Annotated in this window: 20 protein-coding genes; 13 read left to right on the forward strand and 7 right to left on the reverse strand. The window is 72.2% G+C overall.

Annotation, left to right across the window (positions count from 1 at the left end):
• Positions 1–90: 90 nt before the first annotated feature.
• The 4 genes from JD276_RS10625 to JD276_RS10640 all read right to left on the reverse strand — a co-directional run bounded on the left by JD276_RS10625 (position 91) and on the right by JD276_RS10640 (position 4,065).
• Entirely contained in the window at positions 91–1,308 is a 1,218-nt protein-coding gene (locus JD276_RS10625) for an ROK family transcriptional regulator (protein ID WP_200115621.1), read from the reverse strand.
• 305 nt (positions 1,309–1,613) lie between these two features.
• A complete protein-coding gene (rarD, locus tag JD276_RS10630; protein WP_200115622.1) occupies positions 1,614–2,537 on the reverse strand; it encodes an EamA family transporter RarD in 924 nt (307 codons plus the stop codon).
• A gap of 302 nt (positions 2,538–2,839) precedes the next feature.
• On the reverse strand, positions 2,840–3,295 hold the full coding sequence (locus JD276_RS10635) for a GNAT family N-acetyltransferase (RefSeq protein WP_200115623.1): 456 nt from the start codon (positions 3,293–3,295) through the stop codon (positions 2,840–2,842).
• Between the two features lie 53 nt (positions 3,296–3,348).
• Complete coding sequence (locus JD276_RS10640; RefSeq protein WP_200115624.1) at positions 3,349–4,065, reverse strand: GntR family transcriptional regulator; 717 nt, start codon at positions 4,063–4,065, stop codon at positions 3,349–3,351.
• 120 nt (positions 4,066–4,185) lie between these two features.
• Here JD276_RS10640 and nagB point away from each other — a divergent pair, with 120 nt between their 5' ends.
• On the forward strand, positions 4,186–5,067 hold the full coding sequence (gene nagB, locus JD276_RS10645) for a glucosamine-6-phosphate deaminase (RefSeq protein WP_200115625.1): 882 nt from the start codon (positions 4,186–4,188) through the stop codon (positions 5,065–5,067).
• Entirely contained in the window at positions 5,064–6,323 is a 1,260-nt protein-coding gene (locus JD276_RS10650; protein WP_200115626.1) for an N-acetylglucosamine-6-phosphate deacetylase, read from the forward strand. The genes nagB and JD276_RS10650 overlap by 4 nt, the downstream gene beginning before the upstream one ends.
• A 20-nt stretch (positions 6,324–6,343) precedes the next feature.
• Here the strand turns inward: JD276_RS10650 and JD276_RS10655 are convergent, their stop codons facing one another.
• Positions 6,344–7,495: an LLM class flavin-dependent oxidoreductase gene (locus JD276_RS10655; RefSeq protein WP_200115627.1), complete on the reverse strand. Its 1,152-nt coding sequence runs from the start codon at positions 7,493–7,495 to the stop codon at positions 6,344–6,346.
• 187 nt (positions 7,496–7,682) lie between these two features.
• Between JD276_RS10655 and JD276_RS10660 the strand changes: the two genes are divergently transcribed.
• From JD276_RS10660 to JD276_RS10670, 3 genes are all read left to right on the forward strand, one after another.
• Positions 7,683–8,657, forward strand: coding sequence for an NAD(P)H-quinone oxidoreductase (locus JD276_RS10660; RefSeq protein WP_200115628.1), 975 nt, complete (start codon positions 7,683–7,685; stop codon positions 8,655–8,657).
• Between the two features lie 215 nt (positions 8,658–8,872).
• Positions 8,873–10,018: a DmpA family aminopeptidase gene (locus JD276_RS10665; protein WP_200115629.1), complete on the forward strand. Its 1,146-nt coding sequence runs from the start codon at positions 8,873–8,875 to the stop codon at positions 10,016–10,018.
• A gap of 104 nt (positions 10,019–10,122) precedes the next feature.
• Positions 10,123–11,325: a serine hydrolase domain-containing protein gene (locus JD276_RS10670; RefSeq protein WP_200115630.1), complete on the forward strand. Its 1,203-nt coding sequence runs from the start codon at positions 10,123–10,125 to the stop codon at positions 11,323–11,325.
• Between the two features lie 81 nt (positions 11,326–11,406).
• On the opposite strand, the gene JD276_RS10675 is transcribed toward JD276_RS10670, so the two are convergent.
• Positions 11,407–12,435 (reverse strand): LacI family DNA-binding transcriptional regulator, encoded by a 1,029-nt coding sequence (locus JD276_RS10675; protein WP_307866538.1) that lies wholly within the window; start codon positions 12,433–12,435, stop codon positions 11,407–11,409.
• A gap of 210 nt (positions 12,436–12,645) precedes the next feature.
• Here JD276_RS10675 and JD276_RS10680 point away from each other — a divergent pair, with 210 nt between their 5' ends.
• Genes JD276_RS10680 through JD276_RS10705 form a run of 6 tightly spaced genes read left to right on the forward strand, consistent with a single transcriptional unit; the run spans position 12,646 to position 19,028 of the window.
• The gene (locus JD276_RS10680) at positions 12,646–14,289 is read left to right on the forward strand and encodes an ABC transporter substrate-binding protein (RefSeq protein WP_307866539.1); all 1,644 of its coding nucleotides are present in this window, start codon (positions 12,646–12,648) and stop codon (positions 14,287–14,289) included.
• 45 nt (positions 14,290–14,334) lie between these two features.
• A complete protein-coding gene (locus tag JD276_RS10685; protein ID WP_200115632.1) occupies positions 14,335–15,282 on the forward strand; it encodes an ABC transporter permease in 948 nt (315 codons plus the stop codon).
• Positions 15,279–16,208, forward strand: coding sequence for an ABC transporter permease (locus tag JD276_RS10690; RefSeq protein WP_200115633.1), 930 nt, complete (start codon positions 15,279–15,281; stop codon positions 16,206–16,208). Before JD276_RS10685 ends, JD276_RS10690 begins: the two co-directional genes overlap by 4 nt.
• Positions 16,208–17,128: an ABC transporter ATP-binding protein gene (locus JD276_RS10695; protein WP_200115634.1), complete on the forward strand. Its 921-nt coding sequence runs from the start codon at positions 16,208–16,210 to the stop codon at positions 17,126–17,128. The genes JD276_RS10690 and JD276_RS10695 overlap by 1 nt, the downstream gene beginning before the upstream one ends.
• Positions 17,125–17,970 carry an ABC transporter ATP-binding protein gene (locus JD276_RS10700; RefSeq protein ID WP_200115635.1) on the forward strand — a complete coding sequence of 282 codons (846 nt, stop codon included), beginning with the start codon at positions 17,125–17,127 and terminating at the stop codon, positions 17,968–17,970. Before JD276_RS10695 ends, JD276_RS10700 begins: the two co-directional genes overlap by 4 nt.
• Positions 17,967–19,028: a C45 family autoproteolytic acyltransferase/hydrolase gene (locus tag JD276_RS10705; protein WP_200115636.1), complete on the forward strand. Its 1,062-nt coding sequence runs from the start codon at positions 17,967–17,969 to the stop codon at positions 19,026–19,028. Before JD276_RS10700 ends, JD276_RS10705 begins: the two co-directional genes overlap by 4 nt.
• Before the next feature lie 67 nt (positions 19,029–19,095).
• On the opposite strand, the gene JD276_RS10710 is transcribed toward JD276_RS10705, so the two are convergent.
• On the reverse strand, positions 19,096–19,467 hold the full coding sequence (locus tag JD276_RS10710) for a DUF2568 domain-containing protein (protein WP_200115637.1): 372 nt from the start codon (positions 19,465–19,467) through the stop codon (positions 19,096–19,098).
• A gap of 175 nt (positions 19,468–19,642) precedes the next feature.
• Between JD276_RS10710 and JD276_RS10715 the strand changes: the two genes are divergently transcribed.
• Both JD276_RS10715 and JD276_RS10720 read left to right on the forward strand, forming a co-directional pair.
• The gene (locus JD276_RS10715; RefSeq protein WP_233615595.1) at positions 19,643–21,043 is read left to right on the forward strand and encodes an amidohydrolase family protein; all 1,401 of its coding nucleotides are present in this window, start codon (positions 19,643–19,645) and stop codon (positions 21,041–21,043) included.
• Positions 21,040–22,668, forward strand: coding sequence for an ABC transporter substrate-binding protein (locus JD276_RS10720; RefSeq protein WP_307866540.1), 1,629 nt, complete (start codon positions 21,040–21,042; stop codon positions 22,666–22,668). The genes JD276_RS10715 and JD276_RS10720 overlap by 4 nt, the downstream gene beginning before the upstream one ends.
• The last annotated feature ends 25 nt before the right edge of the window (positions 22,669–22,693 follow it).

Genomic DNA, 22,693 nt, shown 5'->3' on the forward strand with positions numbered 1-22,693 from the left:
TGTCGGTTCTTCGGGGGTTCGCGGGGTTCAGGGTCCTCGGGGTTCGGGGTTCTCGGTCGGGGATCCCGACCGCCTTCCGCGCGGCCGCGCTCAGCTCACGCCGAGGCGCTCCTGCAGTACGAGGGCGGTGGCGCCGCGCAGCACGAGATCCTTGCCCTGGGTGCTCGTGCGGAGCACGAGGGCGCTGTGGGAGTCGGGCATCGTGCGGCGACGGAGGATCTCGAGGGTCGCCTCGACGAGCGTGTCGTCGATCAGCTCCTCGGGGCCGGCCAGCACCACCTCGGCGAGGTTGAGTGCGCCCACGACGGGGGCGAGGGCCACTCCGAGGCGCTGCCCCGCCTCGCGCAGCACCCGGTCGCGCCCCTCGTCGCCGGCGCCCGCGAGCGCGGCCGTGAGGCTCGGCACCGAGAGCCAGTGCTCGAGCACCTGGTCGCGCGAGTAGGGGGCCTCGATCCCGAGGTCCGTGCCCACCATGACCTGGCCGATCTCGCCGGCGGCGAAGCGGCTGCCGGTCACCGGGCGTCCGCCGACGATGAGCCCCGAGCCGACGCCGTGCCCGATCGCGACGAGCATGAGATCGTCGCACGCGTCGCCGTAGCTGTGCTCAGCCAGGGCGGCGGCGTTCGCATCGTTCGACACGACGACGGCGAGCCCGGTGCGGTCCTCCAGGATGCGCCGCAGCGGCTCCTCGTTCCAGCCCAGGTTCGGGGCGGTCCGCACCGTTCCTCCCTCGTCCACGACGCCGGGCGTGCCGACGCCGAGGCCGAGCAGCGGAACCGTCGAGGCCTCGATGAGGCGCTGCGCGAGCTCGCAGGTGCGCTCGGTCGCGGCGTCGCCGGTCGCTCCGTCGAGGGGAGCCTCGGCGCGGGCCAGCACCTCTCCCGCGAGGCTCAGCACGGCGCCGCGCAGCAGGCGGTGATCGCTCAGGTCGAGGCTCACGACCGCGTGGGCGTCGCGTGCGAGGTCGACGAGGATCGCGGGCTTGCCGGGGCGCTGGGACTCCCGCTGCCCGAGCTCGCGCACCAGGCCCTCGGAGATCAGCTCGGCGATCAGCTCCGAGACGGTGACCTTCGTCAGCTTCGTGGCGCGGGCGAGATCGGCCCGGCTCAGCGGCCCCGAGAGGTAGAGGGTCTGCAGCAGGAGCGTGCGATTGTGCTGGCGGGCCGCTCCGAGGGTCGCCTTCCCGTTGAGACGGAGCGAGCGCGACGGGGCGACGGGCTGCCGGAGCCGGTTTGCCTCGGTGCGGGACTGGGTCGCCTGCGGTGGCGTGGCCGGCGCAGGCTCCGAGCGCGTCGTTGCGTCCTTCATGCAAGTTAGTAAAGCTTACGAACTAATTAAATGCAAGCCGGATTTCAGGTCCCGACGCTTCGTGACCGAACCGTGATCGCGCTCCTGGGGCCCTGAGGTGGCAAGGTGCTGGGGCGGAGAGGTGCTGCGGCGGAGAGGCCCTCAAGTTGCCGTCAGCGGTGAATCTGCCTCCAGAGGAACGCGAAGCGGGGTGTCGGCATCGATGGGGGCAGATTTTCCGCTGGACGCAGATCTTCCGCTGGGGCCGATCTTCCGCTGGGGACGCGATCCGACCGTGCCGAGCCTGGAGTGCGAGGTGGCCGGCGTCAGACGGCCGGGCCGCGGCGGGAGCGCGCGATCTGCACGGCCCCGCCAGCGATGAGCACCAGGACTGCGCACCAGATCGCGCCGTAGGTGAACCACTCGTCGTGGCCGATGCGCTCGCCGTTCAGCACCGACGCCACGATCAGCAGCGCGGGCTCGACGTAGCTGAGCAGGCCGAAGAGCGCCATCGGCAGCAGCCACGAGGCGCCGAGGTAGAGCAGCAGCGCGACCGCCGAGAGCAGTCCGAACGCCGGGCCGAGCCAGTACAGCGAGGGGTTCTGCTGCAGGGACGAGCCGCTCGTCAGCTCGATCGTCAGGAACACGACCGCCACCGGCGCCATGGCCGCGAACTCCCAGAACATCCCGCCGAGGTGCCCCGTGCCCATGGACCGGCGCAGCACGAAGTAGACGGGGTAGCCGAGCGCGACGAGCAGGGTCTCCCACGAGACGCCGCCGACGCGAATCGCTTCGAAGCCGACGCCCACGGCGGCGATGCCGCACGCCGCCCACTGCCACCAGGTCATCTTGTCCTTGTAGAGGAACCGGCCGATGACCACCAGCACCAGGGGCAGGAGGAAGTAGCCCAGCGCCACCTGGAGCCCCCGACCGTGCAGCGGGGCCCAGCCGAACAGCCACAGCTGCACGGCGACGAGGAAGCCGCAGACGGCGACTCCGAGTGCCAGCAGGGGACGTCGTCGGACCTTGGCGATGACGTCGACGACCAGCGACCACTGGCGGATGACGACGAGCACGAGTGCGACGAAGGGGAGGGTCACGATGTTGCGCAGCGCCCACAGCGGCTCGGAGGGGAGAGGGGTCAGCATCGGCGTGACGAAGTAGATGCCGGCGAAGAAGACGGAGGCCCCGACCGAGGCGAGAACTCCGCGGCTCGCGAAGGAGGCTCCGTGAGACGAGGACTGCGGCATGGGACTCCCGGCGGCTGGTGGGGCGGATGGGGTGCTCGCGAAGGAGCGAAGGAGGGAGGAGCGAGGAGCGAGGAGCGAGGAGCGAGGAGAGGGCGGCGATGCGCGAGCATGCGGCCCTCGACGAAGCCCCGCCGGAGGCCCGCAGACGGAATCGGGGGCCCCCCCGCGGGCGGGGGGGCGCCCCGGCAAGCCGGCCCCACAGCAGGGCGGTGGGGCCCCCCCCCCCCCCCCCCCCGCCGCCCCCCCCCCCCCCCCCCCCCCCCCCCGGGGGGGGGGGGCCCCCCCGACGCGGATCGCGGACCCTACTGCAGGTCGATGGCGCCGATGACCTCGCCGTACGGCGTCTCGCCGACCGGGGTGAAGCCGATGTGCAGGAAGAACCGCTCGGGGCCGTCCTCGCCGCGCTCCCAGAGCACCGTGAGGCGGTCGACGCCGCGGCGCCGGGCCTCCTCGATGAGCGCGTTCACCGCGAACGTTCCGACGCCCATGCCCTGGGCCTCGGCGTCGACGTTGATGCGCCACAGCGCCGCGCGGAACTCCTCCTGCGGGGCGTCGGGGTCGAAGTTGCCGTGGATGAACCCGACCACGCGGTCGTCCTTCAGCACCACGCGCTGCCACGCGGAGTGGGCCGGGGTCACGGCCGCTGCGGCAGCGTACGAGACGGGGGTGATGAACTGCTCTTGGCCGGGCTTGAGGCCGAGCTGATTCACGGCGACGATCGTCGCGGCGGACAGCTCTTCAAGTCGGAGTTCGCTCATGTACTTAGGCTAGCGGCTGCCGGGGGAATCGCAAGCCCGCGGATACCCTCCGCTCACCGTTCGTGACGGGGATCCGGGCGCTCTCCGCTCCGCGCGCGGAACCGGAACCGGTCGCCGCGGAAGACGGAGGTCGTCCACTCGACGGCGCGGCCGGACGCCTCCCATGCGGTGCGGTGCACGACGAGCAGCGGTGAGCCGATCTCGACTCCGAGCACCGTGGCTTGAGCCGGGGTCGCGAGCGCGGTGGCGATCTCGTCCTCGGCGCCGCTGATGCGCACGCCGTACCCCTCGTCCAGGGTCTCGTAGAGGGAGCCGCGCCGTTCGAGCTCGGCCGCCAGGCCGGGCAGCTCGTCGGGGAGGAAGGCGATCTCGTGTGCGAGCGGCTCGCCCGCGTGGTGTCGGACGCGCTCGATCCGATGCACGGCTGAGCCGGGGGAGACGCCCAGGGCGGCCGCGACCTCCCGCTCGGCCGGTACCCGCTCGATCCCGAGCGTCGGCCCCTCCACCGTCAGCCCCTGCAGATCGTCGCTGAAGGAGGTGAGCTGGCGCACGTGCAGGACCGGCGGCTCCGCCACGAACGTGCCGCTGCCCTGCGTTCTGCGGAGCCTTCCCTCCGCCACCAGCTCGCCGATGGCCTGACGGATCGTGGTGCGGGAGGTGCCGAAGCGCTCCGCCAGCTCCCGTTCCGTCGGGAGCGCCGACCCCGCCGGCGCCTCGGAGATGAGCTCGAGGATGCGCAGCTTCTGCGTGTAGTACTTCGGGATCCGCACGCGCCTCCCCTCCCGTGCCGGCTTGACAGGCAAATTGGTCCATGCCAATCTAGCAGCCAGATATTGGTCTAGTCCTAATGCGCGGCGCGGGATCGAGGGTCCGCCCGGTGAGGAGTCCCCGTGAAGATCGTCATCGTCCCCGACGCGGAGGCCGTCGGGCGCTACGCGGCGGAGCGCATCGCCGCGACCATCCGCTCGGCGGCCGGCCGTCCGGCGCCCTCGGCAGTGTCGGGAGCGTCGGGAGCGTCGACGGCGGACCGTTCGGCGGCCTCGGGAGGGCGGGAGGCGACCGGCGCGGTGCTCGGCGTCGCCACCGGATCCTCGCCGCTCGGCACCTACGCCGAGCTCGCGCGCCGCGTGCGGGCGGGGGAGATCGACACCGCCGGCGTCAGCGCATTCGCCCTCGACGAGTACCTCGGCCTCGACCCCACGCACCCCGAGAGCTACCACTCGGTCATCCGCCGATCGGTCACCGAGCCGCTCGGCCTCGACCCGCGGCGCGTGCACGTCCCCGACGGCGCGGCCGCCGACATTCGTGCCGCGTGCCTCGACTACGAGCGCCGCATCCGCGAGGCCGGGGGCATCGACCTCCAGCTGCTCGGCATCGGCGCCAACGGTCACATCGGCTTCAACGAGCCCACCTCCTCGTTCGCATCCCGCACCCGCCTCAAGACGCTCGCCCCGAGGACCCGCATCGACAACGCCCGCTTCTTCGGCTCGCTCGACGAGGTGCCGCTGCACTGCGTGACGCAGGGGCTCGGCACGATCCTCGAGGCGAGGCAGCTGCTGCTGGTCGCGCACGGCGAGGCGAAGGCTGACGCGGTGGCGCGCATGGTGGAGGGGCCGCTCGCGGCGGTGTGTCCGGCGAGCGCCCTCCAGCTCCACCCTGACGCGACCGTCGTCATCGACCGCGCCGCCTCCTCGCTGCTGCGGCTCACCGACTACTACGAGCACGTGCAGCGCAACCTGCCCGAGCATGCCGGAACGGGCGCCGCGCCATGAGCGGCCCCGCCGCGACGGTGCTCGCCGCCTCCCGCGTCGTCACCTCCGGCGCCGTGCACGCGCCCGGCTGGGTGGCGATCGAGGGCGACACGATCGTCGGCCTCGGAGCCGGGCGGCCGCAGCGGATCGACCGCGACCTCGGCGCGGCGATCCTCGTGCCCGGCTTCGTCGACATCCACGTGCACGGCGGAGGGGGCGGCAGCTACGCCGACGGATCCGTCGAGAGCGCCCTGCGCGCCCGCGACGCGCACCGCGCGCACGGCACCACGACGACGCTCGCGAGCCTCGTGACCGCGGCCCCGGCCGAGCTGCTCGCCGGCGTGCGGATGCTCGCGGCGCTCGCCGCGGACGGCGAGGTCGGCGGCATCCACCTGGAGGGGCCGTGGCTCAGCCCGGCCCGCGCCGGAGCCCACGCGCCCGCGCTGCTGCGCGATCCGGATCCCGGCGAGATCGACGCGCTGCTCGCGGCGGGAGACGGGGCGATCCGGATGGTCACGATCGCCCCCGAGCTGCGCGGCGGGCTCGACGCCGTCCGCCGCTTCGTCGACGCCGGCGTGACGGTGGCGATCGGCCACACCGACGCCGACCACGCCCGCACCCGGGCTGCGATCGACGCCGGGGCGACCGTCGCGACGCACCTCTGCAACGCGATGCGCCCCGTGCACCACCGGGAGCCGGGGCCGGTGGTGGCGCTGATGCGGGATCAGCGGGTGACCCTCGAGCTCATCTCCGACGGGGTGCACCTGCATCCGGCCCTCGTGGAGGGGGTCGAGGCGGCCGTGGGGGCGGATCGCGTCGCGCTCGTCACCGATGCGATGGGCGCAGCAGGCTGCGGGGACGGACGGCACCGGCTCGGCGCGCTCGACGTCGAGGTGCGGGGCGGGATCGCGCGGGTGCTCGGCACCGACACCATCGCCGGCAGCACGGTGACGATGGACGCGGTGTTCCGCCGGAGGGCGCTCCGCGACCCCGCGGCGGTCGCCGGCGCATGGGGATCGGCCGCTCTCGCCGAGGCCGAGCATGCTCCGCGGGGTGCAGCGGTCGGTCTCGAACGGAATGCCCGGTCTCGGCGGGATCTCGACGCGGCGCTGATCGCGGCTGCACGGCAGACCGCGTCGAACCCTGCGAGGGCGATCGGTTGGGAACGCGTCGGCGACATCGCCCCCGGCAGGCGGGCCGACTTCGCGGTGCTGGATCCCGAGTTGCGCGTCACCGAGGTGATCGTCGGGGGAGCGGCTCCGCTCGGCCGCGACTGACGGCGGGTCTCCCGAACCGCTCAGCGGGCGGCGAGCAGCTCGCGCACGCGGGGGATCACCTCGCGGCCGTAGAGCGCGACGCTCCCCATGAGCTGCTCGTGCGGCATCGTGCCGGTCGCGTACTTGAGGTCGAAGCGGTCGGCGCCGAGCGTCCGCACCGTTCCGGCGATCCGCTGCGCGACGGTCTCGGGGGAGCCCACGTACAGCGATCCCGAGTCGGCTTCGCGCTCGAACTCGGCGCGGGTGGTCCTCGGCCAGCCCCGCTCCGCGCCGATGCGGTTGCGGTTCGCCTCGAAGTGCGGCCACAGCTGCTCGCGGGCCTCGGCGTCGCTGTCGGCGACGTGCCCCGGCGAGTGCACGCCGAGCGGCATCGGGTCCCGCTCGAGCTCCTGCTGCGTGCGCCGGTACAGGTCGACGAAGGGCAGGAAGCGCTGCGGATCGCCGCCGATGATCGCGAGCATCATGGGGATCCCGAGCTGCACGGTGCGCAGCACGGAGTGCGGGCTGCCGCCCACGCCGATCCACGCGCGCACACCGCCGGGCTGCTCGGTCTTCGGGTGCACCTCCTGCTCGACCAGGGCGGAGCGGTGCCGCCCCGACCAGGTGACCGGGCCCTCGGCGCGCAGCCGATTGAAGAGGTCGAGCTTCTCGGAGAAGAGCTCGTCGTAGTCGCTCAGCCGATAGCCGAAGAGCGGGAACGACTCGGTGAACGAGCCGCGGCCCAGCACCACCTCGGCGCGGCCGCCGCTGACCGCGTCGAGGGTGGCGAAGCGCTCGTAGACGCGCACGGGGTCGTCGCTCGACAGCACCGTCACGCCGGTGCCGAGCAGCATCCGCCTGGTGCGCCCGGCGATCGCGGCGAGCACGATCTCGGGCGAGCTGATCGCGAAGTCGTCGCGGTGGTGCTCGCCGAGCGTGAGCGCGTCGACCCCCGCCTCATCGGCGAGCACGGCCTGCTCGACGACGTCGCGCAGCACCTGCGCCGGGTGCACGGGCTCGCCGGCCGGGGTGCGGGTGACGTCGCCGAAGCTGTCGAGCCCGAGGATCAGCTGCTCGGGGCCGGCGCCCGCGACGGCTCTGAGGGGCTCGGACCGCGGGGTCGGGTCGCCGGCGGTGCGATCTGGCTGGTGGCGCGGATCGGTGCTCGCCCCTCGGGCGTCGGAGTGTGTCATACCCTTCCCAACCCGGCTCGGAGGCCCCGTATTCCGCGCCGGCTCCGGGCGCCTGCGGAGCGGCGGCGAGCGATCCCGGTCCGAGGGCGAGCGCGAGGGGCGGTGCGTAGGATCGAGGAGAGCCCGCCGGCTGTCGGCAGCGCCGCGCAGATCGAGGCGGAACCGGGGAGAGAAGAGGGGAGAAGCGATGCGCGCGATCGTCGTGGAGAGGCCGGGAGGGCCGGAGGCGCTCGCCCTGCGCGAGGTCGAGGATCTGCCGCTCGGGCCGGGCGAGATCCGGATCCGGGTGGCCGCCGCGGGGGTGAACCGCGCCGACGTCGCCCAGCGCGAGGGCGAGTACCCCTCTCCCCCCGGCGCGCCCGAGTGGCCGGGTCTCGAGGTGTCGGGGACGGTCTCGGAGGTCGGCGCCGGGGTCGACCGCTTCGGTGCGGGCGACGAGGTGTGCGCGCTGCTCGCCGGCGGGGGATACGCCGAGGAGGTCGTCGTCGACGCGCAGATGGCGCTGCCGGTGCCGGAGGGGGTCGGGCTCGTGGAGGCCGCCGCGCTGCCCGAGGTCGTGGCGACGGTCTGGTCGAACCTGTTCCGCTCGGCGGAGGTCGGTGCGGGAGACGTGGTGCTCGTGCACGGGGGCGCGAGCGGAGTCGGCTCGATGGCGATCCAGATGGCGAGGCTCGCGGGCGCCCGAGTGGCGACGACCGCCGGCTCCGCCGAGAAGCTCGCCTTCTGCGCGGGGCTGGGGGCCGAGACGCTGATCAACTACCGCGAGGAGGACTTCGCCGAGCGCATCGCCGAGACGTATCCGGGCGGAGCCGACGTGATCCTCGACATCGTCGGCGGAGCGAACGCGAGCGCCAACATCCGGGCGCTCGCGACCGACGGGATCCTGGTCGTCATCGCGAACCAGAGCGGCGAGCGCATGTCCTTCAACCCCTTCGCGCTGATGATGAAGCGCGGTCGGCTGTGGGGCACGACGCTGCGCGCGAGACCGGTCGCCGAGAAGCGGGCGATCGTCGCCGACATGGGGCGGCGGCTCTGGCCCGCGTTCGCCTCGGGAGCGCTGAGGCCCGTCGTCGACTCCGTGCTGCCCTTCTCCCGCGCGGCCGACGCCCACCGCCGCATGGAGGCCTCCGAGCACGTCGGGAAGATCCTGCTGACGCCCTGAGCGGTGCCGGTCGGGATCGCCCGCGCGTCGATCACGGGCCGCTGGCGCCGCCCGCCCGGGAAGCGGCGAGTGTGCGGATCCGCCCGTTCCCGGGGGACGGTCCGGTGCGCTCTCACACGGAACCAAAACGATTTGGAAATAGCCGGAGAACCTCTGTAGGGTGGGCGCAGACACCGGCTCGCGTGCGCGAGTCGGCGAGGATCTGAGGAGCGACGATGACGCGCGTACACGGGGCAGAGGCGATCGGCGAGGTGCGGGCCCGGGACCTCGGCATCCCCCTTGACGGGGAACCCGGCAGGTGGAACGCGATCACGGACGTGCCCGGAGTCGAAGTGGGCTACGCCACCATCGTCGAAGACTCCCCGGTGGTCGCTCGCACGGGCGTGACCGTGGTGCTCCCCCGCGGCCGGGCCGGGGCGGCGCAGCCCTGCGCGGCCGGCGTCGCGGTGCTGAACGGCAACGGCGAGCTGACGGGGCGCGCCTGGATCGACGAGTCCGGACAGCTGCAGACCCCCATCGGCATCACGAACTCCCACGCGGTGGGGTCCGTGCACCGCGGCATCGACCGGTGGATGGCGGAGCACGAGCCGGCCGCAGCGGCGCAGTGGATGCTGCCGGTGGTCGGAGAGACCTGGGACGGCTACCTGAACTCCATCAACGCTGATCTCGTGACGCCCGGGCACGCGGTCGCGGCGCTCGACGCCGCCGCGGGCGGCCCCGTCGCCGAGGGCAACGTCGGAGGCGGCACCGGGATGAACTGCTACGGGTTCAAGGGCGGGACCGGAACGGCCTCGCGCATCGTCCGGGCCGGTGAGCGGCACTGGACGGTGGGCGTGCTGATGCAGGCCAACTTCGGCGCGCGCCGGGAGCTGAAGGTGGCGGGCCGCCCGCTCGGCCGCGCATCGGCGGCGCCCGACCCCATGCACGACACCGACTGGTTCGCCCGCGAGGCGGGCGGAGAACGCCGCGCCGTTCCGGGATCCGGCAGCGTGATCGTGGTCGTCGCGACCGACGCTCCCCTGCTCCCCGAGCAGTGCCGCGCGCTGGCGCGCCGGGTGCCGCTGGGGCTGGCGCGCACCGGCACCACGGGAAGCCACTTCTCGGGCGACATCTTCCTCGCCTTCTCGACCGCGAACGGGGGCGCGCTCGGATCCCGGATGGGCACGGCGGCCGGCTCGATCGAGCGGCTGGACTTCCTGGCCTGGGGCGGGATCGACCCGTTCTACGAGGCGGTCGTCGAGGCGACGGAGGAGGCGGTGCTGAACGCCCTCGTGGCGGCCCGGGACATGGAGGGCCGCGAGGGGCATGCGAGCCATGCGCTGCCGCACGAGGAGGTCCGGGCGGCGTTCGGCGCCGGGTGACCGGAGCGCGGCGGGCGGATCATGAGCGCCGCACCGAGAGCGGGCGCCGCCGCTGGGGGCGCGTACGAGCAGGACAGCTGGAACAGCGAGAAAGGCGGGAGAGCATGCAGGCGAACGACGAGGGTGCGGTGCAGCGGCGGACGGTTCCGGGGAGGCGGCAGCACGAGCTCGGGCTGACCGAGGCTCCGACGCTCGACACGTGGCAGGAGCCGCGGTTCAACCGCTGGGCGTTCCGGCACTTCGCCGAGACGGTGCCGACGACCGCCGTCTCGCGCATCCCGCTCTCCCGGCGCCCCGAGCCCGCGGGGTTGGATCGCGTGGCGCACGTGCCCGAGCTGCATGAGCGGCTCGAGGACACCTACACCGACGCGATCCTGGTGCAGCGCGGGGACGAGGTGCTGGCCGAGTGGTACGCGCCCGGCTTCGGCCCCGAGCAGCCCCACCTCCTGATGAGCGTGTCGAAGTCGCTGCTGGCCATCGCCTTCGGCGCGCTGATCGACGACGGGATCGTGGATCCGGCGCATGAGATGCGGCGCTACGCGCCCGACCTGGCGGGGAGCGCGTTCGGCGGCGCGACGGTGCAGCAGGCGCTCGACATGCTGGTCTCGGTCGAGTACTCGGAGGATTACGACGACCCGGAGTCGGAGGTGCAGGCGCACGACCGGGCCGCGAACTTCCGCGGAGCCCGGGCCGAGCGGCGAGCGGGCGATCCGCAGAACGTCTACGAGTTCCTCGCCCGTCTCGCGCAGCGGGGCGAGCACGGGCGCGTGTTCCAGTACTGCTCGGCCGTCACCGATGCCCTGGCCTGGGTGGCCGAGAACGCCACGGGGCAGCGCTACGCGGAGGTGCTCTCCGACCGGCTGTGGTCGCAGCTCGGGTGCGCGCACGATGCTCGCATCGGCGTCGACCGCGGAGGCTTCGCGTTCGCGAACGGCGGCGTCGAGTGCACGGCCCGGGACCTCGCCAGGGTCGGACGGCTGATGCTCGACGGCGGCGAGATCGAGGGGCGCAGGGTCGTCTCCGAGGCCTGGGTGGCGCAGACCATGGCGGGCGGCGACCCCGCGCACACCGAGGGGTCGCCCAAGCGCGAGGTCTTCCCGAACTTCACCTACCGCAACCAGTGGTGGTCGCTGGGCGACGCCCGGGGCAGCGTGCACGCCGTGGGCATCCACGGCCAGTACCTCTGGCTCGATCCCGCGAGCGGCACGATCATCGTGAAGTTCTCCTCGGCTCCCGAGGCGGTCGACTACGAGAACACGCGGACGACGGCGGGCCTCTTCGCCGACCTCATCGACGCGGTGTCCTGAGGCCGCGGCGGGCCGGCCCGGCACCGTCGGGCGGGCCCGGGTCGGGTCGACCGGCGCCGGGGCCGTCGGCCGAATCGCGGTTCAGACCCGCTGGGTCGACTCCCGCAGATGCAGCAAGGCCTCCGGCGCCTCGAACGGCGTCTCGACGGCCTCGCCCTCGATGAGGCGGATCACCGCCTCGACCGCTCGCTGCGCGATCACTTCCGGCTGCAGGTCGAACGCCGTCACGGTCGGGTGCATCGTCTGGTTCTGGAGCGCCCCCGATCCGGCGGCGACGAGCAGCTCGTCGGGAACCGAGATGCCGCGGGCGACGGCGGCCCGGGCGATGCCGGAGGCCTGGCGCCCCATGAGGCAGTAGACGGCGTCGGGAGCATCGGCCGCGCCCTCGCCGAAGAAGCGGTCGAGCGCGATCTCGCCGGCGCGCTCGCCCTGGGCCTCGGGGATCGCGATCCACAGCGGGTCCTGCCCGACCCGTGCGCACCAGTCGAGATAGGCGTCGCGGGAGTCGAGGTTCCACGCGTTGCGGTCGGTGCCCACGACGAGTGCCACGCGCGTGGCTCCGGCCGAGACGAGATGCTCGATCATCTGCACGGCCTGCTTGTCGGCGAGCGTGTCCATGGTGACGAACTCGTCCCGTCGCGCGATGTCGGCGCCGACCGCGACGAAGGGGATGCGCTCCCGCTCGAGCAGGGAGAGCACGGGGTCGTTCTCGAACGGCTCGGTCACGACGTAGCCGTCGGCGGCGAGGGCGCTGACGGGCCGCCCCCGCTTCGACGGGTCGTCGACCATCATCAGGCTGTAGCCGTGCTCCATCGCCGTGAGGGATGCCGAGCCGGCGATGCGGAGGAAGTAGTCCACTCCGGCGGGGATGAACGAGTCGAGCGTGTCGAACGGACGGATGATCAGCCCGAGCAGCCCGAGCCGCGAGTTGCGGAGCCCGCGCGCGATCGCGCTCGGCCGGTACCCGATGCGCGCGGCGACCTGGCGGATGCGCTCCTCCGTCTCCCTGCGCACGACGCCCTTGCCGTTGAGCGCGTGCGAGACCGTCGTCGGGGAGACTCCGGCAGCCCGGGCCACGTCCTTGATCGTCGGTCGAGCGGGTCGTTGCACGGGTACCACATTAGCCGCTCCGGGGCAGCTCCGTGTGTGAGCGGGCGGGGGCGCCCGAGCCGGAGACGCCTCCTCGGCGGATGAGACACGACCGTGACCAAATCGGTTTGTGCAAAACGATTTGCATTGCTACCATCGCAACCGTGCCTTCCTGATTCCCGGCTCACGCCGCGAAGCGGGGGTTCAACGACGAATCGAATGGAGAAGGACGTGAAGAGAACACTCACGAAGACCTCGCTCGCGCTGGTGGCCGTCGCGGGCCTGGCCCTCGCGGGGTGCGCCACCGGAAGCCGGGGCGGCGCAGGCGGCGGAGAGGACGGCGGGGGCGAACTGCTCACCACGACTCCCGCACCCGCCGGTGAGATCGACTACGCCAACTGGAACCTGCCGTACGGCGAACCGGCGAGCATCGACCCGATCAAGGGCTTCAACTACCCCGAGAACCAGGTCACCGCGAACATCTGCGACACGATCGTGCAGATGCAGCCCGATCTCTCCATCGCGCCGAACCTCGCCAGCGAGTGGGAGGAGCAGGATCCGCAGACCTACGTCTTCACGATCCGCGACGACGTCACCTTCTGGGACGGTTCGCCGATGACCATGGAGGACGTGCTCTACTCGGTCAACCGCAACCTCGACCCCGCCGAGGGCAGCTACTGGGCCGGCAGCGCCGCGAACATCGCGTCGGTCGAGCAGACCGGCGACTGGGAGATGACGATCACCCTGAAGGAGCCCGACGCGACCTTCGTCGAGGTGCTCGGCACCCCCATCGGCGCGGTCGTGCAGCAGAAGCAGCGCGTCGAGGCCGGTCAGGACTTCGGCAACCCCGGCGGCGGGGTCATGTGCACCGGTCCGTTCAAGGTCAAGGAGTGGAAGCAGGGGCAGTCGATCCTGCTCGAGCGCAACGACGACTACTGGAACGAGGATCGCAAGGCGAAGGCCAAGGAGTTCGAGATCGACTTCGTCGTGGATCCGACCGCGATCGGCAACAGCCTCTCGACCGGCGAGATCCTGGGCGGCTACGACCTGCCGCTGCCGGCGCTGTCCCAGCTCGCGGGCAGCTCCTCCGGCCAGCTCTACTCCGGCAAGGGCATGCAGCTGATGGGCATCATCGCCCAGGGCGACGGTCCGTTCGCCGACCCGATCGTGCGGCGCGCCATCACGCGGGCCACCGACCGCCAGGCCATCGTCGACACGGTCTACGAGGGCACCGCCGTCCCGGCCCGGTCCATCGTCCCCGAGCTCAACTGGGAGCCGACCCCCGAGGTCGAGGAGCTCCGCGAGGAGAGGCTGCCCGATCTCAGCTTCGACATCGAGGCCGCGAAGCAGGAGCTCGAGGAGTCGGACGCCGACCTCTCGCAGACGATCAAGATCGCCTACCCGAGCGAGCGCTCCTTCTACGCCGACATCATCAACGAGATGGCGAACGGCGCGGCGGAGCTCGGCCTGAAGCTCGAGCCCGCCGGCGTGCCGAGCGCGCAGTTCGGGGCGTTCTTCACCGATCCCGAGGCCCGCAAGGGATACGACGGATTCGTGACGATCAACTACCCCTCGAGCCCCTCGCCGATCAACTACATCTCGGGCATCGCGGGCACGGGCGGCGATCAGAACTTCAACGAGTTCAGCGACCCCGAGGTCGACGCCGCCATCGAGGCCGCGAGGACCGAGCCCGACCCCGAGAAGCGGGCCGAGCTCTCCGTCGAGGCCGAGGCGCTCATGATGGAGAGCATGCCGTGGGTGCCCGTGGCCCAGCTCAACGTCCGCCTGTTCATGGACGACTCGATCACCGGCGTCCCCGCCTCGTTCGTGTACCTGAACTACCCGTGGGCGGCCGATCTCGGCGCGGCCGAGTGAGCGCACCGGCCTAGACCGCATGCATAACAGGGAGGGGAAACGTCCATGCCGTACCTCTTGAGACGGCTCGGGGCACTGGTGATCGTGCTCGTCGTATCGAGCTTCGTCGTGTTCTCGGGGATGTACCTGGCGCCCGGCAGCCCGGAGCAGTTCCTCGTGCAGGGACGCACCGTGAGCCCGGAGGTGCTCGCTGCGATCCGGCAGCAGTACGGTCTGGACGACCCCTTCCTCGTGCGCTACTGGAACTGGATCATGGGGGCGGTCCAGGGCGACTTCGGCCGCTCCCTCGTGACCCAGCAGGACGTGGGGGCGCTCGTCGCCTCCCGCGTCCCCACCACGCTGTACCTCGTGCTCTACTCGGCGCTGCTGATCGCGATCCTCGGCGTCGGCCTCGGTGTGCTCGCGGCGACCCGCTCCGGCGTCTTCGAGAAGCTCATCGTGCTGGGCTCCAACCTCGGATTCGCGGTGCCGACCTTCTTCGCCGCGCTGATCCTCATGGCGATCTTCGGCGTCGGGCTCGGCTGGTTCCCCGTCTCGGGATCGGGGCAGGGCTTCGCCGACCGCATCTGGCATCTCACGCTTCCCGCGCTGGCGCTCTCCTTCCCATCCATCGCCGTCGTCGCGCGCATCACGCGCACCTCGGTGCGCGAGGAGCAGGGCTCCGAGCACGTCATCATGGCGGTGGCGAGAGGCCTGCCGAAGCGCTTCGTGCTCTGGCGGCACACGATCCGGAACTCGATGCTGCCCGTGGTGACGATACTCGGCACCCACGTCGCCGGCCTGCTCGCCGCGGCGTTCGTGATCGAGTACGCGTTCACGCTCGACGGGATCGGGTCGCTGCTCGTGAACTCCGTGCAGAAGAAGGACTTCGCGGTGGTGCAGGCCATCGCGCTCATCATGGTGCTGGCGTTCGGGCTCATCAACCTCCTGGTCGACCTGCTCTACGCGGTGATCGACCCGCGCGTGCGCCTGGCGAAGGGAGCGCAGTCGTGAAGAACTCGCAGAAGACGCCGCACACCGGCACCGCGGCGCAGAACACGGTCGCCGTCCAGCTGCTGCGCAAGCGCCGCAACGAGGTGCCGGTCTCCGGCTGGCGCGTGCTCACCCGGCGTCTCGGCTGGCTGGGCATCGCGAGCGCGATCGTCATCGCGATCGTGGTGCTCCTCGCGATCCTCGCGCCGGTCGTCGCCCCCTACGACCCCTACGCGGGCAGCGTCACCGCGCGTCACGAGGCCTGGAGCCTCGCCCACCTGATGGGGACCGACCAGTCGGGCCGCGACATCCTCTCCCGCATCATCTGGGGAGCCCGCAGCAGCCTCATCGGGCCCCTGATCGTGATCCTCGGGACGGCCACGATGGGCACCGTGCTCGCGCTCACCGCGGTGTGGTTCGGCGGCAAGGTGGACGCCTTCATCGGCCGGATCCTCGACATCCTGTTCGCCTTCCCCAACATGCTGCTCGCGATCCTCGCCGTCGCGATCTTCGGCCCGTCGATCGTGACCGCGGCCATCGCGCTCGCCATCGGGTACACGCCCTACACGGCGCGCGTCATCCGGTCGGTCGCTCTGCGCGAGCGCAACCTGCCGTACGTGACCTCGGCGCAGCTGCAGGGCATCTCGGGCCTCGTGATCACGCTGCGCCACATCCTGCCGAACGTGCGCACGCAGATCCTCACGGGCATGACCATCAACTTCGGCTATGCGATGATCGACCTGGCGGCGCTCTCGTTCCTCGGCCTCGGCGTGCAGCCGCCGACCCCCGACTGGGGCCTCATGGTCTCGAACGGGCAGTCGTCGCTGCAGCAGGGGTTCTGGGAGCAGAGCATCTTCGCCGGACTCGCGATCGTGATCACCGTGGCCGCGTTCGGCTACGTCGGAGAGCAGCTCGGCGGACGCCGAGCGGCGGGAAGGACGCGCTGATGCTGCGCATCGAGAACCTCGTACTCACCGTCTCCGACCCCGACACCGGCGCGGAGACCGAGATCCTGCACGGCAACTCCTTCTCGGTGGCCCAGGGCGAGGCCGTCGGCCTCGTCGGAGAGTCGGGCTCGGGCAAGTCGATGACGCTTAAGTGCATCCTCGGCATCGAACCGGGCGGCGCCCGCGTCGAGGGCGTCGTCGACCTCGACGGCGTCGATCTCCTGCGGGCCTCGGGCGAGGAGCTGCGGCGGACGCGCGCCGACGACCTCGCCCTCATCGCGCAGAACCCCCACGGCTCGCTCAACCCCGTGCTGCCGATCGAGCGGTTCCTCGTCGAGGGGATGACGGACGCGCGCGGCGTGCCGCAGGCGGAGGCGAGGAGCCGCGCCGCCCGGCTGCTCGCGGACGTCGGCATCACCGACACCGAACGGGTGCTGAAGTCGTACCCCCACCAGCTCTCCGGCGGCATGCTGCAGCGCGTCGTCATCGCGGGGGCGATCTCGGGCGACCCGAAGCTCCTGCTCGCCGACGAGCCCACCACCGCCCTCGACGTCACCACCCAGGCGGAGGTGGTCGCGATCCTCGACGAGAAGCGCCGCGAGCACGGGCTCTCGATGATCTTCGTCACGCACGATCTCGACCTCGCCGCGGCGGTGTGCGATCGGCTCGCGGTGATGAAGGACGGCGAGATCCTCGAGATCGGCACACCCGAGGAGATCCGGGATCGGCCGCAGCACGAATACACCCGCGCCCTCATGGACGCGAGGCCGATGCTCTATCCGCCGGGCCACGAGGCCGCCGCCGCTGCCGAGGCGGCGCGTGAGGCCTCCGCGGCCGCACTGGCGGAGGAGGCCGGGACCGGAGCCGCGGGAGGCGTCCGGGGCGCGGATCCGGCGCAGCAAGAAGGAGCCGAGTCATGAGCGGCGCACCCATCATCGAGGTGGAGGGGCTGAACCGCACCTTCCACATCGGGCGTCACTCGAGCGTCGCCGCGCTCGACGACGTGAGCTGCGAGCTGCGGGCGGGCACCTGTCTCGCCGTCGTCGGCGAGTCAGGATCCGGCAAGTCCACCCTCGCGCGCGTCATCGTCGGACTCGAGACCGCGGATTCGGGATCGGTGCGCATCGCCGGGAGGGAGGTCAAGCCGACCACCTCCCGTGCGCGCCTGAAGGAGCGGGCGAAGCTCGTGCAGATGGTGTTCCAGGATCCCCAGGGATCGCTCAACCGGTCGCTGCCGGTGGGCGCCACCATCGACGAGATGCTCCGCGCCCACCGCCCCGACCTCGACCGCGCCGGGCGTCGGGCGCGCGTGCTCGAGCTCTTCGAGGAGGTGGGCCTCACCGAGCGGCACGCCGACGCCAAGCCGGCGGCGCTCTCCGGAGGCCAGAAGCAGCGGGTCGCGATCGCGCGGGCGCTCGCCGCCGAGCCGGAGATCATCGTGCTCGACGAGGCGGTCTCGGCGCTCGACGTGTCGGTGCAGGGGCAGGTGCTGTCGCTGCTCAAGCGTCTGCGCGCCGAGCACGGGCTGAGCTACCTCTTCATCACCCACGACCTCTCGGTCGTGCGCGACATCGCCGACGACGTCGTCGTGATGCGCGAGGGCAGGATTATCGAGCAGGGCGCGGTGGACGACGTGCTCGACCGACCGCAGGAACCGTATACCCGGCTGCTCATCGCCTCGGCGCCGCGCCCGGGTTGGAAGCCCCGCCGGGGGCTGCGTGACGTGCTGCTAAGGTCAGCGGCCGGAGAGGAGAAGGCATGAGCGCCGAGAAGCAGCGCCTGCACATCGAGATCACGGGCGATTCGCCCGCCGAACTGGGGCGTTCGCGCGGCGAGCAGCTGCGCGGAACGCTTCCGCTCGCCTACGACCGCTACGCCGAGCTCTTCCGGGCGGTGGGCGTGAGCGCCGAGCAGGAGCGGGAGGTCGCCTCGCGCGCCCTCGACGTGCTCTCCGGGTGGCGGCCCGGCGCGGTCCAGGAGCTCGAGGCGCTGGCCGCGGCGGCCGGCGTGGACGTGCTGCAGGTCACCGCGCTCAACGCCCGCACCGAGGTGCTGTCCTCGGGCGGGGCCGCTCGGGAGTGCTCGACGGTCGCCGCCCTCGTCGGGGGGAAGCGCCTCGCCGTGCAGACCTGGGACTGGCACGTCGAGCTCGAGGACTTCTGGCACACCCAGGCCGTCGCGGGCCCGGGCCACCGCTTCGTCGGCGTGACCGAGCAGGGAATCGTCAGCAAGATCGGCACCAACTCCGCCGGTCTCACGCTGCACTTCAACATTCTCGGGCACGCGCAGGACGGGCCGGGCGGCGTGCCGATGCACGTGCTCTCCGAGGTCGTGCTGGCGGAGTGCGGTTCGGTCGACGAGGCGCTCGCCCTCATCAGGGAGGCGCCCATCGCCTCGTCCTCGGCGTTCACGCTCGTCGACGCGTCGCGCGCCGTTTCGGCGGAGCTGAGCCCGGTCGGCGTCTTCGAGATTCCCGAGGCCGGAGGTGCGGTGGTGCGGACGAACCACTTCCGCGACGCCGCACCGGCCGCCGGCCAGAAGTCGGAGCTCTACGAACCCGACTCCTCTGCCCGCCTCGAGCTCGTCGATCGACGCCTCGAGAGCGGCCTGCCGGCCGACGCGGAGGCGCTGGTGGGGCTGCTCACGAGCGGTGACGGACAGCCCCCGCTCTGCGCCGTGCCCGACATGGCGCTGCAGTTCGGCGAGCGATGGAAGACGCTCTGCACCGTGGTGAGCGACCCGGCGGAGCGCACGATCCGGGTGCTCGACGGCATGCCGACCGAGGCGGCGGCGAAGCCCTGGCGGGTGCTGACGGCGTAGCTCCGCGTTCGAGGCGCCGACCGTTCCGGCGGCGCCTCGAACCGGTGCGGCCGCGACCTCGGCGCGGCTACCGGGCCTGGCGGGATCCCGCCACGTAGCCGATGACCGCGGCCGCCACCCCGAACAGGGCCGGCCACAGCCAGAAGAAGCCGAAATCGAGCAGCGCCGCCACTGCGCCGGCGAGCAGCAGCAGCTCGATGAGCGCTTGGCCGAAGCGGTCGGTGCGCAGCACGGGCTTCGGCGACAGGAACAGGGCCCAGAGCACCACGGTCAGTACGAGGAACCCGATGCCTCCGAGCACGCCGGGGAACGGCAGCGGCCACGCGAGGAAGCCCCACACCGTGATCGCCACCACCGCGAGAAGGTGGCAGAAGGCTCGAGCGAGCTGCAGGATCGCGGCCTGGCGTTCGGTCGGGGTCGGGGTCGCAGTGCTGGTCACCAGGACATTCTACCGTCGGATGCGGGTGCCGCCGTCCGGCCTCGAACGCGGCGGTGGTCTCGGCGAGCGGTGGTCTCGGCGGGCGGTCGCGCAGGCCGAGAGACCGGCGCAGGCCGTGGTCCACTCCGGAACCGCGCTAATGGTCCATCGCGGGGGGTCGAGATACTGTTCTTCCATGGACCACGGAACCGGCCGCGCCGCAGACTCCGGCGCGATCGCGCAGGCGAGCGTGATGCTGCCCGACGGCGGCTTCGCCGACACGCCCCTGCGCTGGAGCGGCGGGCGCTTCGTGCTCGAGCCGCCGGGCCCCCCTGCGCGCCCTGCCGAGCCGGAGGCGGGCTCGATCCGGCGCTGGGTGATCCCCGGCATGGTCGACGCGCACCTGCACGCGGGCTGGCACGCGTTCGACGCGGTCGACCGCAACCGCGAGACCCCCGAGCAGCGGGCCGCCCTGATCGCCGAGACGCTGCGCAGGACGCTGCATGCCGGGATCACCAGCGTGCGCGATGCGGGCGGGCTGAGAGAACGCGAAGCGTTCGAAGGCCCGACCGGTGCCGCCGCGCGGCAGCCCACGGAGCGAAGCGCGGGGTGGGGCGGGCTGAGAGAACGCGAAGCGTTCGAAGGCCCGACCGGTGCCGCCGCGCGGCAGCCCACGGCTCCCCGCCTCCAGACCTCGGTCGTGCTCATCGATCGCGCGGAGGCGGACCGCTCGGGCGGCGCCGTCGCCGCGGCGGACCGGGCCCTCGCCGAGGGGGCGCGCTGGGTCAAGCTGATGGCGACCGCCGGCGTCGCGGCGCCCGCGGGCACGCCGCTCGATCCCGTCTTCACGCGTGCCGAGCAGCGCGCCGTCGTCGAGCGCGCCGCCGAGACGGGCGCCGCCGTGATGGTGCACGCCTGGGGAGGCGGGGCCATCGACGACGCGATCGAAGCGGGTGCCGCCAGCATCGAGCACGGCATCTACCTGACGGAGGAGCAGGCCTCCCGTGCAGCGGAGCGCGGCATGACGCTCGTGCCGACGCTGCGGATCTACCGGCTCGTGCAGGGCATGATCGCCAGGGGGGAGCTTCCCACCGCGTTCCGGACCCGCGTGGACGAGGCGGTCGCCGCGCACCCCCGTGCCGTGCTCCGAGCGCGGGACGCGGGCCTCGCGATCGCGCTCGGCACCGACTACGGCACTCGCGATCAGCACGGCACGAACCGGTCGGAGTTCGATGAGCTCGTGCGCGCCGGCCTGAGCCCGTCCGAGGCGCTCGTGGCAGCGACGCGTGCGGGCGCCGAGCTGCTGCGCCGAGCGGCGCCGGCGGGGCGGCGAGCCGAGCTGCCGAGCGGCGCCATCGCGCACGGCGAGGTCGCCGACGCCGTCGTCCTGCGTCGCGATCCGCGCGAACCGGGTGCGCTGAGCGCCCCCGACGCGGTGGTGGCCGTGGTGCTCGGCGGGCGCGTCATCGACGTAGCCGGATCCGCACCGGGCTCGCCCCCGGGATCGCGCCCCGGCCTGGATCCCGGACCCGACCGGCACCCTGATCCCGACCCGAACCCGCTTGATCACCACCCCGCACGAGAGGACCACCCGTGACCATCACCGCCCCGACCACCGCGCATCGAGCCTCGAACGGCCCGAACCGCCCGAGCGGAGCCCGCTCGCGCAAGACGCGCCGCACGATCCCCGCGGCGGCGTCCGCGCTCGCCGCGGCGCTGCTGCTCGCGGGCTGCGCCACCGGATCCGGCCCGGCGACGGAGGGCGGCGAGCCGGTCAGCGGCGGCACCCTGACGTTCGGCCGTCCCGCCTCCGCCGACAGCCTCGACCTGCACCAGCAGATCACCGCGAACAACGCCTTCGCGATCGACAAGATCTTCGAACCCCTCGTCTCGTTCGACGAGGCGGGCGAGATCCGGCCCTGGCTCGCCGAGGAGTACGAGGTGTCCGAGGACGGCCTCGTCTACGAGTTCGCGCTGCGGGAGGGCGTCCGGTTCTCGAACGGCGACGCGCTCACGGCCGACGACGTGGCGTTCTCGCTCGAGCGCCACCTGGAGGTCGGCGGCCCGCTGCCGCTCGAGGCCCCCATCTCGTCCATCGAGGCGGGCGAGGGCACCGTCACCATCACGCTGAGCGAGCCGTACACGCCGTTCCTCTCCGAGCTCTCGGGGTTCTCGAACGGGATCCTGCCCGCCGATTTCGGCGGCGCGACCGAGGAGGAGTTCTTCCAGAACCCGATCGGAACAGGCCCCTTCGTCGTCGACGAGTGGGATCCGAGCGGAGACCTGAGCTTCGTGAAGAACGAGCACTACTGGCAGGAGGGCAAGCCCTACCTCGACGCGCTCGTCTACAGGTTCATCGCCGACGACAACCAGATGCAGCAGCAGCTCGCGGCGGGGCAGGTCGACGCCATCGAGCAGGTGCCGGCGGCCAACGCCGCCGAGATCGACGGCAACGCCGCGACGACGCTCTCGTCCACGAGCGGCTGGAGCACCGAGCAGATCTTCTTCAACACCGAGAACGAGCACTTCGCCGATCAGCACGTGCGCCGGGCCGTCGCCCGGGCCCTCGACCGAGACGGCATCGCCGCGGCGACCACCTTCGACACCGCAGAGGTCGCGAACTCGCTGCTGCCGCCGACCATCGAGTACTCGGCGAACGACACGGTCGAGGCGCTCGGCTTCGACGTCGAGGCCGCGAAGGACGAGCTCGCGCAGTCCGCGTTCCCCGACGGTTTCTCGACGACGCTGCTGATCCCGAGCGGCAACTCGCAGCGGGCGCAGATCGCCCAGATCGTGCAGGAGGCGCTCGGCGAGATCGGCATCGAGGTCGAGATCGAGTCGATCGACCTCGCCGCGTTCCGGGAGCGCTTCAAGGCCTACGACTACGACTTCATGCTCAACAGCGGGCAGTCGGATGCACCCGATCCGAACGGGTTCATCACCTTCCAGGCCGACCCCGAGGGCTTCAGCAAGTCGTACTGGACCCACTACACCGACGAGCGGGTCACCGAGCTCATGCACGAGGGGCGCACGACGCCCGAGGGCGAGGAGCGCGAGGCGATCTACGGCGAGATCCAGCAGATCCTCGCCGATCAGGTGCCCTACATCCCGCTCTTCTTCCCGAACAACCTCAAGGGCACGACGGCGCAGGTGCACGACTTCACGGTGCTGCCCAACGGCAGCGTGCTGTTCCAGGACGCGTGGATCGAGGCGGGGGAGTAGTCGGCGGCGCGCGCTCCTCCTCGGC

The sequence above is a fragment of the Leucobacter chromiisoli genome (assembly GCF_016522505.1).
GTDB classification, from domain to species: domain Bacteria; phylum Actinomycetota; class Actinomycetes; order Actinomycetales; family Microbacteriaceae; genus Leucobacter; species Leucobacter chromiisoli.